A 14,204-nucleotide genomic window follows, 5' to 3' on the forward strand; every position below is an offset into this window, starting at 1 on the left:
CGTCCGTCCGGCTGGGGGCATCCGTCCGACCGGGGCGTCCGTGGGACTGCGGTATCCGTGTGACGGCCGTCTCACGTCCGCTGTGGCCGACGGGACCCGCGGGGGTCGAGCCGTGGCCCCGACTCCGGTCCTGACCTGGGGCTCCGTGGCTGCCACCGCGGCCCGCGGCGCGCTGTGGCGGGACAGGGTACTGCATGTTCAGAAAAATTGAGGGGCGGGTTGGGAATTCTGTCCGGATTCCAGTCGTTGTTTCCCACGGATGCCGGGCACCCGAGGAGAGTTCCCAGCACGTGCCGAGCGCGTCCCAAGGACCACCCGCTGACCCTCCCCCCAGTTCTCGGCTCCGGTCGAAACCGGGGGACCCCGACTCGCAAGGGAGCACGCATGGCAACCCGTGCCGTCGCCCGTCGTCAGTCCGCCGCCGGCGAGACGGTCGACGCGGCAAGCAGTGTTCGCGCCCATGGCGGCGAGATCGCCGATCGCGACCTGGTCGGCATGTACCTCGACGAGATCGCGCGTACACCGCTGCTGGACGCCGCCAAGGAGGTCGAGCTGTCCCAGGTCATCGAGGCGGGTGTGTTCGCGCGGCAGATCCTCGACGGGTACGAGGAGTCCGGGACGGACGCCACCCGTGAGGAGCTGGAGGCTCTGGTCGCCGAGGGCGAGCGCGCCAAGGACGTGTTCATCCGCTCCAACCTGCGTCTGGTGGTGGCGGTGGCCCGCCGGTATCCGCGCAGTGGCCTGCCGCTCCTGGACCTGATCCAGGAGGGCAACGCGGGCCTGGTGCGCGCGGTGGAGAAGTTCGACTACCGCAAGGGCTTCAAGTTCTCCACGTACGCCACCTGGTGGATCCGCCAGGCGATCACGCGCTCCATCGCGGACCAGTCCCGCACGATCCGGCTGCCCGTCCACCTGGTGGAGGAGCTGGGCCGTATCCGTCGCGTGCAGCGCGAGTTCAACCGGGAGCACGGCCGCGACCCGGAGCCCGCGGAGATCGCCGCGGAGCTGGGCTCCACCCCGGAGCGCGTCTCGGACGTCCTGGACTGGGCGCGTGACCCGGTCTCGCTGAACATGTCGGTGGACGACGAGGGCGAGACCCAGTTCGGCGACCTGCTCGAGGACACCTCCGCGGTGTCGCCCGAGCAGTCGGTGATGACCCTGCTGCGCAGCGAGGAGCTGGACGACCTGATCGGCCGCCTCGACCAGCGCACGGCCTCCATCATCAAGATGCGCTATGGCATCGAGGACGGCCGCGAGCGCACGCTGACCGAGGTCGGCAAGGAGCACGGCCTGACACGGGAGCGCATCCGGCAGATCGAGAAGCACGCACTGCTGGAGCTGAAGAAGCTGGCCCACGACACCGGCTTCGACGCCGCCGCGTGACCCGGACCTGGGTGTCGTCCGGCCGGTGACCCGTGACCTAGTGCCCCGGTGGCCGGTGGCCCAGTGCCCGGTGGACGGTGGCCCGGTGGGCGGCGGTCACGGTAGCCGGTTGCGGCGATCGCCTGCCCAAGGCGGGGCAGGCCAGGGCAGGCGTCGGTGACCGGGACCGCGCCCGCGTGCGCCCGGTGGCGAAAGACCGCGCAAACATGGCCGTGTACCGTCGCTTCAACGCCCGGTCCGCCGGGAACAACCCCTGCTGAAACGTCCCGCTGAGCCGTAGGCCGACGGTTGATCCGCCCAACGGAACCGCCGAACGGAACCGCCCGACCGAACCGCCCGACGGAACCGCTGAACCGAACCAACCGCCGGACGACCCCGAACCGCCCTGAACGACCCGCAGGTCCGGTACGTACGTGCAGTACAGGCAGGCAGCACACAGGCCCGTGTCGCAGTACAGGCAGGCACACAGGCCCGTGTCGCAGCGCAGGCGGGCCTCCCACCGGCCCGCACCGCACGGCCCGCCGGCCGGAACGCGCGGTACGCAGGTCGACCCGCGGCCCCCGAGCCAGGTCCCGACGCACTCCCCCCGGCGCCGGGACCCTCCCCGAGCCGGGCTCGGCGCCTCCCCCCGGGCGCCGGGCCCGGCTCCCCTTCGCGTACACCTGCGAATTCGCGTACACCGGCGAACAGGAACACGCGCGCACACCCGGCGCACCCGGGAAGCACCCGGGAACGCCACCGGGAAGCACCCGGCGGACACAGGAAAAGCGGGTCACCCCGGACCTGAACCCCGGGGTGACCCGCCTTGGCGGCAGATTGTGCCACACGGGCGGCACCGGCCGCCCTCACCCGTCGGCGGCGCGCACCAGTCGCGTCCCCAACTCCCGTACACATCGCACGAGTTCGTCCGGCTCGTGGACGGTGAACGCGTGCCCCAGCAGGGCCAGCCGGGCCGCCACCCACTCCGGGGGATCCCCGGTCGTGGCCCGCAGCCGGCAGCCGCCGCCGTCCAGGGGCTGCGGTGTGCCGAGCCAGCCGGGCAGCCGGCCTGCCACCACCTCGGCGGACGCGGCGAAGGTGACCGTGAAGGTGTACGACTCCCGCCACTGGTACATCGACTGCCGCAGATACTCCGCCGCGCTCCCCGTCGGCAGCTCCCGCGGGGCGAACCGCGCCCCGGTGGCGAACGGTTCACTGACCCGGTCGACCCGGAACGTCCGCCAGTCCGCCCGGTCCAGGTCGTACGCCACGAGGTACCAGCGCCGCCCGGTCGACCCCAGCCGGTACGGCTCGGCCAGCCGCCGGGTCGCCGTGCCGTCCCCGGACCGATAGGCGAACCGCAGCCGCTCCCGTCCCGCGATCGCGGACGCCATGACGGTCAGCGTCTCCGGGGCGACGCTCGCGCCGTCCCCGCCGGTCAGCGGGGTCGTCGCGGCCTGGAGGGTGGCGACGCGGTGGCGCAGCCGGGCGGGCAGGACCTGCTCCAGCTTGGCCAGGGCCCGCACCGACGCCTCGTCGACGCCCTCGATCGCGTGCCCGGCCCCCGCCCGCAGCCCGACCGCGATCGCCACCGCCTCCTCGTCGTCGAGCAGCAGCGGTGGCATCGCCTTGCCCGCGACCAGCCGGTAGCCGCCGTCCGAGCCCCTGCTGGCCCGCACCGGATAGCCCAGCTCGCGCAGCCGGTCGATGTCGCGCCGCACGGTCCGCCGGGACACCCCGAGCCGTTCGGCCAGCTCGCCACCGGGCCACTCGCGCGGGGTCTGGAGGAGGGAGAGGAGCTGCAGCAGGCGGGCCGGGGTGTCCGTCGTCATGGCCCTGAGGATGCCCGACCTCCAGGACCGAGTCCCGGCCTGTTCGGTCCACTGGCCTCGCGGAGTCACGAGGAACACCACTGGGCTCCGCGCCGGGAAGCCCGTTCATGCCCGGATCAAGCCCGAACCTGTTTACTTTGCGGACATCCCGGCGTAGCCTCCCAGAGAAACCACACGTTCGGGCATCGGTCGGAGGCAAACGGACATGTACGCACCGGAGCGCCAGCAGGAGATCCTCCGGCTGGCCCGGGACGGCGGCCGCGTGGACGTCGTCTCGCTCGCGGAGGAGTTCCAGGTGACGGCCGAGACCATCCGCCGCGACCTGAAGGCCCTGGACCGGGCCGGCCTGCTCCGCCGCGTGCACGGGGGTGCCATTCCGGTCGGCCGCCTGGACTTCGAGCCGGACCTCAACGAGCGCGAGGCGACCGCCGCCGACGAGAAGGACCGTATCGCCAAGGCGGCCCTGGCCGAGCTGCCCGTCGAGGGCACGCTGATCCTGGACGCCGGCACCACGGTGGCCCGCCTGGCCGCCGCCCTGCCGCTGGAGGCCGACCTCACCGTCGTCACGCACTCCCTGCCCATCGCGGCCCGCCTCGCCGACCACCCCGGCCTGCAGCTCCACCTCGTCGGCGGGCGGGTACGGCACCGCACGCGGGCCGCCGTGGACGCCTGGGCGCTGCGCGCCTACGCCGAGATCCGCGCCGACGTGCTGTTCGTCGCCGCCAACGGCTTCTCCGCCGAGCACGGCCTGACCACCCCCGACCTCGCCGAGGCCGCCGTCAAACGCGCGGCGATCGCCGCCGCCCGCCGCGTGGTGCTGCTCGCCGACTCCACCAAGCACGGCCAGGAGCACTTCGCCCGCTTCGGCGGCCTGAGCGACGTGGACCTGCTGATCACCGACAGCGGGCTGAGCCCCGAGGACGCCGCCGCCATCGAGCGCGGCGGCACGGAAGTGGTACGCGCATGATCGTCACCGTCACCCCCAACCCGTCGCTGGACCGCACCTACGAGGTCCCCGCGCTCGACCACGGGGAGGTCGTCCGGGCGACCGGCGAGCGCGTGGACCCGGGCGGCAAGGGCGTGAACGTCTCGCGTGCCGTCGCGGCCGCCGGGCGGCGCACGGTCGCCGTCCTGCCGCTGGGCGGCGCGCCCGGCGCACTCGTCGCGGACCTGCTCCACGCCCAGGGCATCGAGGTCGCACCGGTCCCCGTCGCCGGAGCCACCCGGTCCAACATCGCGCTCGCCGAGTCCGACGGCGTCCTCACGAAGATCAACGCCCCCGGTCCGGAACTCTCCGCGGAGGAGCAGGAGGCGCTCCTGGAGACCGTACGGCGGCGCTCGCGCGGCGCCGACTGGATCGCCTGCTGCGGCAGCCTGCCGCGCGGGCTCGCCCCCTCCTGGTACGCCGACCTGGTCGCGCGGGCGCACGCCGCCGGCGTGCGCATCGCCCTGGACACCTCCGGCCCCGCCCTGACGGCGGCCCTGCGCGAGGGTCCGGACGTGGTCAAGCCGAACGCCGAGGAACTCGCCGGGGCCGTCGGGCGCCCCCTGGCCACGGTGGGCGACGCGCTGAAGGCGGCCGAGGAGCTGCGCGGGCTGGGCGCCCGCGCCGTGCTCGCCAGCCTGGGCGCCGACGGCCAGCTGCTCGTGGACGGCGCGGGCGCCTGGTTCGGCAGCGCGCGGGTGCGTGCCGTGCGCAGCAACGTCGGCGCCGGGGACTCCTCGCTGGCCGGCTTCCTGATCGCGGACGGCACCGGCCCCGACGCGCTGGCCTCGGCCGTCGCCCATGGCGCGGCCGCCGTCCAACTGCCCGGCAGCGTGATGCCGACCCCGGACGACCTGGACCCGGCGGCGGTCGTGGTGACCGCCGAGGTGCCGGTGGACCGCCCCCTCACGGAGCCGGTGCCATGACCGCCCGCACCTGCGCCCCCCGGGAACGCACCCGAGCAGACCTCCGGTGAGCCTCCGTTCCGGATCGTGGCCGTCACCTCCTGCCCCACCGGTATCGCGCACACCTACATGGCGGCCGAGTCGCTGGAGAACGCCGGACGTGCCGCGGGCGTCGACGTGGTCGTCGAGACGCAGGGGTCGGCCGGCTTCACCCGGCTCGACCCGGCCGTCATCGCGGCGGCGGACGGCGTGATCTTCGCGCACGACGTCCCCGTACGGGACAAGGACCGCTTCGCCGGGAAGCCGACCGTCGACGTCGGCGTCAAGGCGGGCATCAACCGGCCCGGCGAACTCATCGACGAGGTACGGCGCAAGGCCGCGCGCGGCGAGACCACCGGGGGGGGGGAGGCCGGAGGGGCCGCGGCGCCCGCCGGCACGCCGGTGGAGCGGACCGGCGAGAGCGGCGAGGGATACGGCACCAAGCTGCGCAAGTGGCTCATGTCGGGCGTCAGTTACATGGTCCCCTTCGTCGCGGCGGGCGGTCTGCTGATAGCGCTCGGCTTCGCGATCGGCGGTTACAAGATCAACAAGGCGCCGTCGGTCATGGACCACTTCGTGTGGACCCAGGCCGACAGCTGGGCCGCGCTGCTGTTCCAGATCGGCGGCGTCGCCTTCGCCTTCCTCGTCCCGGTCCTGGCCGGTTACATCGCCTACGGCATGGCCGACCGCCCCGGCCTGGTGCCCGGCTTCGTCGGCGGCTCGATCGCGCTCACCATCAACGCCGGTTTCCTCGGCGGCCTCGCGGCCGGCCTGATCTCCGGCGGCGTGGTGATGGCCATCCAGAAGGTGCGCATCCCGGCGGCGCTGCGCGGCATCATGCCGGTGGTGGTGATCCCGCTGATCTCCTCGGCGGTGGTGGGCTTCTTGATGTTCGTGGTCATCGGCAAGCCCATCGCCACCGCCCAGCGGGCGATGACCGACTGGCTGAACGGCCTCACCGGCACCAACGCCGTCCTGCTGGGCGCCCTGCTCGGCCTGATGATGTGCTTCGACCTGGGCGGGCCGGTCAACAAGGTCGCCTACACCTTCGCCACCGCCGGGATCGCCGTGTCCGACCCGTCCGACTCCGCGATGAAGATCATGGCCGCGGTGATGGCGGCGGGCATGGTGCCGCCGCTGGCGATGGCCCTGGCCACGACTGTGCGCGGCCGGCTGTTCAACCGCACCGAACGCGAGAACGGCAAGGCCGCCTGGGTGCTGGGCATCTCCTTCATCTCCGAGGGCGCGATCCCGTTCGCGGCGGCCGATCCGCTGCGCGTCATCCCCTCGTCGATGGTCGGCGGCGCGCTCACCGGCGCCCTGTCGATGACCTTCGGCGCCACGCTGCGCGCCCCGCACGGCGGCATCTTCGTGGTCCCGCTGATCGGCAACCCGCTGCTGTACCTGGTCGCCGTCGCCGCGGGCGTCTGCACGACCACGGCCCTCGTGGTCGTCCTCAAGACGCTGCGCAAGCCCGCGCCCGGCACGACGGCCGACGCCGCCGGTGGCGCGGCGGGCGGCGGCGAGGACGCGCAGCCGGCCGCGGCGGCCACGGCGGACTCGGCGGGCTCGACGGACCCGGCGGACCGCAAGCAGCCGGCGACGGCGTGAGGGCGGACACACCGCCATGTCCCTTTGGGGTGCTGTGAGTAGTTCACGTCACCTGCGAGATACGTCACGGTCCGGGGCCAACGTCCCGGACCGTGGTGTTCACTGGAAGACATGCCTGAGCACGTCTCGATCCTGCTGTGGTTCGGTGTGGTTCTGCCTGCCGCACTGATCTTCTTCTGCGCCGTCGGACTGGCCGGTTACCGATTCGGCCTCCGCTTCGAGATACGCCGCAGGCAGCCCGGCGGCCAGCGCCTGCCGGCCCTCCCGGCCCAGCGCAGCGCCGGCCCGCACCGCGAGTACGTGGAACTCACCCCGGCCGAACGCGCCGCCTTCGCGGGCCTGATGCGGCAGCTCAGCGACGGCTACTGAGCCGCGGCGGGCACAGCACGACACTCGCCCGCCCGGCCCACCCGCCCGGCCATGGCCTGGCCGGGACCCGCGTACGGCGCCCGCCCCTGCTGCGGCATCCACCCCGGCTGTGGCGCCTGTCCCGGTTACGGCTGCGGTTCCGGTCCGGCTGTGGCGCCCGTTCCGGTTACGACTGCGGATCCGGTCCGGCTGTGGCGGTTACGGCTACGACGCCCGTCCCGGTTACTGCACCTGCGCCGCCCGGCGTTCCATGGCGTCCCGGGCGGCGTCCTCCGTTTCGTAGACCTCGCACATGTGGCGTCCGTCGGGGGTCGCCGTGTGCTCCACCTCCCACAGGGACAGCTCCCCGCCGTCGCGCAGCAGGAACGCGTGCTCGTAGAGCGAGAAGCACAGCCCGGCGCGGCCTGTGCGGCAGGGACGGCCGAACGCCTGTGTGATCCGGTGTCCGGACGCCGTCGCCAGCAGGGCCGCGATGTCGGCGCCCGGCCGGTCGGCGTTCTCCGCGCGGCGCAGCAGCCGGCGCGCGTGGTCGGCGGAGTCCTTGGCGGTGTAGGTCTGCCGTGTCACGGGCACGCACGACAACTGGGCCAGCGCCGTGAGTTCCAGATCGGGGGTGTCGGGCGGGAGCGGCAGCCGTCCGGTGGCCGTGCGCAGCTCCTCCTCGTCGACGTACACCTCGTGCTGCGGCTCGGCGCCCGGCGCGGTGTTGTGCACCAGCTCCCAGAGGGTGAGCGCGGAGCCGTCGGCCAGCAGCCAGGTGTGGCGGTAGGTCTCGCGGTGCAGCCCCGCGCTGTGCAGCGCGGAGTGCAGCGAGCCGTCGTAGGCCAGGGCGCAGTCCAGCCGCCGTATCGTCTCGTCGGGCAGCTCGAAGGAGTTCAGCGCGCGGCCCAGAAGCCGCGCGAGGTGCTCCTCCGCGGTCTCGGGCGACCGTCGCGGCTCCCGCGCCGCCGTCTCGTACGGAACGCTCAAGGCATCTCCCGGCGTTGCTGCATGTCACTTTGTGGGTGCATACCGTAGCCCCTGGGTCGGACATCATGTCCGGGAACCGGGAAAACGTCTGCCGGAAAAACGGACGGGCCGCGCGAGATGTTCCCGCGCGGCCCGGAAAACCGTCAAAATCCGCTGGTCAGATGCCGATGTCTTCCTACACGGCGCTGCCGGCCGTCCACTGGCTCCACGACATGTTCCAGCCGTTGAGCCCGTTGTCCGGGGAGACCGTCTTGTCGGGGGAGTTCTTGACGATCACGACGTCCCCGATCAGCGAGTGGTCGAAGAACCACTTGGCAGGCGTGTCGCCCTGCGCGCCCCGCACGTCCTGCATGCCGACGCAGCCGTGGCTGGTGCCCTCGCGGCCGAAGGGCGGATTGCCCTTGTTGTACCAGTAGTTGCCGTGGATGAAGGTGCCGGAGGTGGTCAGGCGCATCGCGTGCGGCACGTCCGGGATGTCGTACTCGCCGCCCAGACCGACCGTCTGGCTGTTCATGCGCGTCTGCGTGAACTTCTCCGAGATCACCATCGCGCCGTTGTACGTGGTGTGGTCCGGGCTGCCCGTGGAGACCGGGATCGTCCTGACGGTCCGTCCGTCCCGCACGACCGTCATGGTCTGGGTGTTCACGTCCACCGTGGACACCTGCGAGCGGCCGACGGTGAAGGTCACGGTCTTCTTCTGCACGCCCCAGACGCCGTTCGCGCCCTGCACGCCGTCCAGGTCGATCTTCATCGTGACCTTGGAGCCGGCCTTCCAGTAGTCCTGCGGGCGGAAGTCGAGGCGCTGCGCGCCGAACCAGTGGCCGACCACTTGCTGGCCGCTGCTGGAGGTGACCGTGATGTGCGACTGCACGGCCTTCTTGTCGGTGATCGCCTTGTCGAACCTGAACGACACCGGCATGCCGACCCCGACCGTCGTGCCGTTGTCGGGCGTGTAGGTGCCGATGAAGCTGTTCGCCGTGGTGACGGTGGCGAAGACGGAGTCGGCCGCGGCGGTACGCCCGTCGGCGTCCTTGGCAGTCGCCGAGATCCGGTACTTGGTGCCGCGCTCGAGCTGTTCCTCGGGCTTCCAGGTGGTGCCGTCCGCCGACAGGGTCCCCGGCACGGCCTGACCCGAGCCCGCCACGGTCATCTTCACCTCGGTCAGCCTGCCGTCGCTGACCTTCACGCCGGTGGTGTTGATGGACGCGCCGGTCGAGCCGTCCTTGGCCGAGATGGTGATCCGGGCGGCGGAGGTCTTGGCGGAGTCCTTGCCGCCCTTGCCGCCGTCGTCGGCCTTGGCGTTGCCGCCGCATCCGGTGAGGGTGAGGGTGCCGACCATCAGGGCGGCACAGGCCCCCAGTACGCGCCGCGCTGCTATGTCGGGCCGTGTCACGGGCTGCTCCAGGTTCGGTGTGGATTCGGTGTGAGGTGCGTGATCCGCTGCAGTGCGTAGGTAAAGAGGGCGACCGGCTCACACACGGTTCCCGCGGAACCACCCGGGGGCCTTCACGTGACAGAACCGCGACAATCCCGTTCGCCGAGGGCCCCGGCCCGGGCGCAGGATCCCGGCTGCCGACCCGTCAGTGACCATCCCCGGACCGGCACGGGGTTGGCACGGGCTGGTACGGGGGTCGCATGGGGCCGCCCACCGGACTGCGGGCTGACCGGCGCCGGGCCGGCGCTGTGCCGGCACCGGACCGCCACCGGACTGTCAGCGGTCCGGCATCGGGCCGCCCACCGGACTGTGAGCCGACCGCCACCGGACCGGCGCCGGACTGCGAGCCGACCACCACCGGACCGGTGCCAGGGGCTGCTGCCGTGGCCCGGCCCGGCAGACGCCGCCCGCGCCGCCCGTGCCGCCCGCGCGGCGCGCTCCGTTCAGCGAGGCCCGTACAACTTTTCGTACGCCGGCCAGGCCCCGCCCGGGCCGTCCACCGGGTCGGCGGCGCGGACCGCGTGGACGATCGCGCGGGTCACCACGTCGGCGCCCGCCGCCAAGACGTCGTTCAGGGCGAGGGGCTGCCCGGCGTCCAGCGGACGCGCACCGGTGGCCAGGGCGAAGACCGTGTCGCCGTCGTTCAGCAGGTGCACCGGACGGACGGCGCGCGCGATGCCGTCGTGCGCGGTACCGGCGAGCTTCTGGGCCTGTGCCTTCGACAGGTCGGCGTCGGTGGCGACCACGGCGAGCGTGGTGTTCAGCGGAGGCGGCGTGTGGCGCGCGGCGGCCTCGGCGGGGCGCCGGCGCGCGGCCTGGTGCCCCCGCGGGTCGGGATCCCCCCCCCGGCCCTGAAACAACCCCCCGTACACCCCCCCTGTTCCCGGACCCCCCGCCGATCCCGCCGCGTTCGCCACCACCAGCGCCGCCACGGTGACGCCCGAGGCGAGCACGGTGCTCGCGGTGCCCACACCGCCCTTGACCGGTCCCACGGTGGCCCCCGTCCCCGCGCCCACGCACCCCTGCGCCACGCGCCCGCCCGGCTCGCTCGCGGCGGCCGCCTCCACCGCCTGCCGCCCGACGGCCGCGTCCGGCCGGGCGCGGAAGTCACCGCCGCGGCCCAGGTCGAACACGCAGGCGGCCGGCACGACCGGTACGACGTGGGAGGGGTCGGGGCCGACGCGCACCCCCCGCCCCTGTTCCTCCAGCCACGCCATCACCCCCGAGGCGGCGTCCAGCCCGTACGCGCTGCCGCCGGTCAGGACGACCGCCTCCACCGTCCGGACCAGGTTGCGCGGGTCGAGGGCGTCGGTCTCCTTGGTGCCGGGTCCGCCGCCGCGCACGTCCACGGCGGCGACCGCACCGCCCGGGGGCGCCAGCACGACCGTCGTCCCGGTGAGCCATCCCTCGCCCCGCCGCGTGGCATGCCCCACCCGCAGGCCGGCGACGTCCGTCAAAGCGTCCACTGTCATGCGGGTCAGTCTCTCCCCGTGGGTTCCGCCCGCGGGAACGCCAGGCAGCGCACCACGCCTCGGGCTTTCTCATGCGATCCGCGCAGCCTCCGGGAACGTCAGGCCGTCCGCCCCGCCGCCGGGGAGCCGGGAACGTCAGGCCGTCCGCCCCGCCGGGAGCCGGGAACGTCAGGCCGTCCGTCTCGGCTCCGGGAACGTCGGGCCGTCCGTCTCGCCGCCGGGAGCCGGGGACCTCAGGCCGTGCCTCCCGCCGCCTGGGCCCCGCTGACGGTGGCCGCCCGCCGGGTGTTCAGGGCGATGCCCGCGGCCACGGCGAGCGCCGAGACGATGCCCGCCGCGAGGACCGCCCAGCCACCCAGGAAGGTGCAGCAGATCACCAGCAGGGCGGCGCTGGGCAGGACCAGCTGCTGGGCGATGCCCACCTTGAAGTGCCGCGCGTGCAGCACCCACATGGTGATCAGGAACAGCGCCGTGGGGAGGGTCACGGCCGCCGGCGCCTCCAGGGCGGACAGGTGGGTGGTGCCGACGGCCTGCTCCACGGCCACCTCCAGGCCGGCCCCGATCGCCGCCGCCGAGGCGAGGATCAGATAGTGGCCGTATCCCCACAGGAACGACTCCCGGCTGGAGCGCAGATGCCCGTGGATCGGCACCGCGAAGTAGATCCACCAGGCCGAGAAGACGATCAGCAGGCCACCCGCCGCGATCGGCAGCAGCTCGCCCAGGGCGTCGTGCTCGCTCGCGGCCGACTTCACGGCGACCGTGGCCGCCGCGATCGTCTCGCCCAGCACGATGATGGTGAACAGCCCGTAGCGCTCGGCGATGTGGTGGGGATGCCAGGAGGTCGCGTGGTCCTTCTCCGCGTAGACCGGCACGAACAGTTCGAGCGGCACCATCACGAGGAACACCCACGGCCGGTCCGCCACCGGCAGCAGCACCAGCCCGGCCCAGCCCACCTGGCACAGCAGCACGCCGGCCATGTAGCGCAGCGCCATGCGCCGTTCCGCACCCCGCGCCCACCGCGCGGCCCGCAGCCACTGCGTGGCCATCGCCAGCCGCATGATGACGTAACCGAACCAGACCAGGAAGAAGTCGCGGTGCTCGAACGCCCGGGAGACCCCGGCGGCCAGCACCAGCACGCCGGCGATCTGCACCAGGGTGACGATCCGGTACAGCACGTCGTCGTTGTCGTACGCCGACGCGAACCACGAGAAGTTGACCCAGGCCCACCAGATGGCGAAGAACGCCATCGCGTAGTTCAGGATGCCCTGGGCCGCGTGGCCGCCCGCCACGGCGTGCACCAGCCCCACGCCCGCCTGCGCCACCGCCACGACGAAACACAGGTCGAACAGCAGCTCCAGCGACGAGGCGACCCGGTGCTGCTCGTGGCGCTCGCGCGCGGTCAGCGGCCGCAGCGGCGGCGGGATCCGGGAGGACGGCCGCGGGGCGGTGGGGGTCGGCTCGGAAGCAGAACTGGACGTCATGGCTCCCAGCACAGCAGAAAGCACCGGGAAACGCCCGGGACGGCCACGCCCGCCGGGGACCGTACCCTGGAGGCATGAGCACCGCCCCCGAGCCGCGCGACCCGAAGAATGCGCTGATCTTCGACGACCCGCTGGACCAGCAGACCACCGACGACACCGACCGGGGCTGGGGCGAGCGTCCGGACGGTGACGCGGCGGCCGACCTCAAGCGCTTCCTCGACGAGAAGCCGCCCCACCACCTGTGAGTCCGGCCGGCCCCTTCTAACGCCGCTCGTACTCCGAGCCGCCGCGCTGGGAGACCAGCTCGTCGCGGATCTCCTTGAGCACCTGCAGCTCGGTGACCTCGACGACCTTCTGCGCGTCCTCCTCCGCTCCCTCCTTGGCCTTCTTGCGGGCCTCCTGCCGGGCCAGGAACTTCGCCATGGGCAGCACCATCAGGAAGTAGACCACCGCCGCGGTGATCAGGAACTGCAGCGTGGCGCCGAGGACCGAGCCCCACATGATCTGGATGCCCTCGTCGCCTTTGCAGGAAGCGCTCAGGCACGAGCTGTAGTGGTCGAGGTTCTGGGTGCCGATCGCGCCGACGACCGGATTGATCACGCCCTTCACCACGGCGTTGACGATGTTGGTGAAGGCCGCACCGACCACGACCGCGACGGCCAGATCGACGACGTTCCCGCGCATCAGGAAGGCTTTGAAACCCTGCCAGATCGACGGGTCCTTCTTCGTGCTCACGTGGGGCCACTCCTCGGACAAGCAGGTTGTGGAACAAACAGCTCAGCAACCTACGGCTCACCACAGGATCACCGCCAACCGGGCCGTCGCGGCCGCCTGGGCCAGAGCGACCGCGCCGGTTCGCGGGACGGCCAGCATGACCAGCGCGTTCTCCTCGCCGTCGGCCCCGTCGGGGCCGGGCTCCGTGGCAAGGGACGAACCGACGTCCGTATGCGTGCCGTGCCCCGTCCCGGATCGTGGAACGCGCCGCACCCGTGCCCCGCGCGCCACCACGCGCGCCCGGGCGCTCCCTGCCGGGTCGTCCACGGCGATCACGTCCACCCGGTCGCCCGGCCGCAGCAGCCGGGCCGTGGCCGCGTCGGCGAGGCGCACGGGCACGGTCACCGCCGGGCCGCCGTCGTCGTCCTGGGCGTCCTGGTCGCCCCGCTTGCCGATGCTGCCGGACGGTGCGCCGGCCGTTTGCACCGGATGCCCTCGGGCGGGTGCGCCGCGGGGCGGATCCGGCGTGCTCCCCGGAGCGGCCGCGATCAGTGCGGCGGCGGTGACGGCCAGCCCGGCGGCCACGGCCCGCCCGCGGTGCCGGACGAGCCGGCGCAGCCCGTACCGCCCGCCGCGCACCCGCACCGGCGCGAAGAGCGGCACCTCGCGGGTGGGCGGGGACTCCGCGCCGGGCGGCGACGCGGGAGAGGGAGGAGAGGCAGGCGCGGACGGGGGCGGAGATTCCAACGCGTGGGAAGAGAAGGCGGTCGGCGGGAGCGGGGGCGGGAGCGTGGATGCGGACAGCGCCGGGGACCGGAACGGCACGGACATGGGCGGCATGGACACGGGAAGCACCACCTGCGACACGGATCGGCGTGGATCGGGCTTGCGATGCCACGATGGGACATCGCGCCACGCCCCGCCGGAGCCCGTGTGTTACTCGCCGGTTGTGGACAACTCCACCACCCGAACGTGAGGTTCCGGCCCGCCCGGCCCCCGGGTGCGCACCGGCCCCCGGGGCGCTCCGGCC

13 protein-coding genes are annotated in these 14,204 nt (G+C 73.2%); 6 read left to right on the forward strand and 7 right to left on the reverse strand.

Annotation, left to right across the window (positions count from 1 at the left end; genetic code table 11):
• Positions 1-384 precede the first annotated feature (384 nt).
• Positions 385-1,383, forward strand: coding sequence for a sigma-70 family RNA polymerase sigma factor (locus GV126_RS20200; RefSeq protein ID WP_028421622.1), 999 nt, complete (start codon positions 385-387; stop codon positions 1,381-1,383).
• An 845-nt stretch (positions 1,384-2,228) separates the two neighbouring features.
• On the opposite strand, the gene GV126_RS20205 is transcribed toward GV126_RS20200, so the two are convergent.
• A complete protein-coding gene (locus tag GV126_RS20205) occupies positions 2,229-3,194 on the reverse strand; it encodes a helix-turn-helix transcriptional regulator (RefSeq protein WP_159668752.1) in 966 nt (321 codons plus the stop codon).
• 205 nt (positions 3,195-3,399) lie between these two features.
• Between GV126_RS20205 and GV126_RS20210 the strand changes: the two genes are divergently transcribed.
• The 4 genes from GV126_RS20210 to GV126_RS20225 all read left to right on the forward strand — a co-directional run bounded on the left by GV126_RS20210 (position 3,400) and on the right by GV126_RS20225 (position 7,103).
• On the forward strand, positions 3,400-4,161 hold the full coding sequence (locus GV126_RS20210; RefSeq protein ID WP_159668755.1) for a DeoR/GlpR family DNA-binding transcription regulator: 762 nt from the start codon (positions 3,400-3,402) through the stop codon (positions 4,159-4,161).
• Entirely contained in the window at positions 4,158-5,105 is a 948-nt protein-coding gene (gene pfkB / locus GV126_RS20215; RefSeq protein ID WP_159668758.1) for a 1-phosphofructokinase, read from the forward strand. The genes GV126_RS20210 and pfkB overlap by 4 nt, the downstream gene beginning before the upstream one ends.
• 66 nt (positions 5,106-5,171) lie before the next feature.
• A complete protein-coding gene (locus GV126_RS20220) occupies positions 5,172-6,734 on the forward strand; it encodes a PTS fructose transporter subunit IIC (protein WP_236570054.1) in 1,563 nt (520 codons plus the stop codon).
• A gap of 111 nt (positions 6,735-6,845) precedes the next feature.
• Positions 6,846-7,103 (forward strand): hypothetical protein, encoded by a 258-nt coding sequence (locus tag GV126_RS20225; protein WP_159668761.1) that lies wholly within the window; start codon positions 6,846-6,848, stop codon positions 7,101-7,103.
• Positions 7,104-7,325: 222 nt separating this feature from the next.
• Here the strand turns inward: GV126_RS20225 and GV126_RS20230 are convergent, their stop codons facing one another.
• The 4 genes from GV126_RS20230 to GV126_RS20245 form a co-directional block, all read right to left on the reverse strand.
• Positions 7,326-8,072, reverse strand: coding sequence for a DUF6227 family protein (locus GV126_RS20230; protein ID WP_159668764.1), 747 nt, complete (start codon positions 8,070-8,072; stop codon positions 7,326-7,328).
• 175 nt (positions 8,073-8,247) lie between these two features.
• Complete coding sequence (locus tag GV126_RS20235; RefSeq protein ID WP_159668767.1) at positions 8,248-9,465, reverse strand: L,D-transpeptidase; 1,218 nt, start codon at positions 9,463-9,465, stop codon at positions 8,248-8,250.
• A gap of 485 nt (positions 9,466-9,950) precedes the next feature.
• A complete protein-coding gene (locus GV126_RS20240) occupies positions 9,951-10,979 on the reverse strand; it encodes a P1 family peptidase (RefSeq protein ID WP_159668770.1) in 1,029 nt (342 codons plus the stop codon).
• 233 nt (positions 10,980-11,212) lie between these two features.
• Positions 11,213-12,460, reverse strand: a complete 1,248-nt coding sequence (locus GV126_RS20245) for a low temperature requirement protein A (protein ID WP_159668773.1) — start codon at positions 12,458-12,460, stop codon at positions 11,213-11,215.
• A 74-nt stretch (positions 12,461-12,534) separates the two neighbouring features.
• Between GV126_RS20245 and GV126_RS20250 the strand changes: the two genes are divergently transcribed.
• Complete coding sequence (locus GV126_RS20250; protein WP_159668776.1) at positions 12,535-12,705, forward strand: hypothetical protein; 171 nt, start codon at positions 12,535-12,537, stop codon at positions 12,703-12,705.
• Positions 12,706-12,721: 16 nt separating this feature from the next.
• Here GV126_RS20250 and mscL read toward each other — a convergent pair whose 3' ends face one another.
• Both mscL and GV126_RS20260 read right to left on the reverse strand, forming a co-directional pair.
• Positions 12,722-13,195 (reverse strand): large conductance mechanosensitive channel protein MscL, encoded by a 474-nt coding sequence (gene mscL, locus GV126_RS20255; protein ID WP_159668779.1) that lies wholly within the window; start codon positions 13,193-13,195, stop codon positions 12,722-12,724.
• Positions 13,196-13,252: 57 nt separating this feature from the next.
• A complete protein-coding gene (locus GV126_RS20260; protein ID WP_328707342.1) occupies positions 13,253-13,837 on the reverse strand; it encodes an RcpC/CpaB family pilus assembly protein in 585 nt (194 codons plus the stop codon).
• Between the last annotated feature and the right edge of the window lie 367 nt (positions 13,838-14,204).

It is taken from the genome of Streptomyces mexicanus (genome assembly GCF_902506575.1).
GTDB lineage: Bacteria > Actinomycetota > Actinomycetes > Streptomycetales > Streptomycetaceae > Streptomyces > Streptomyces mexicanus.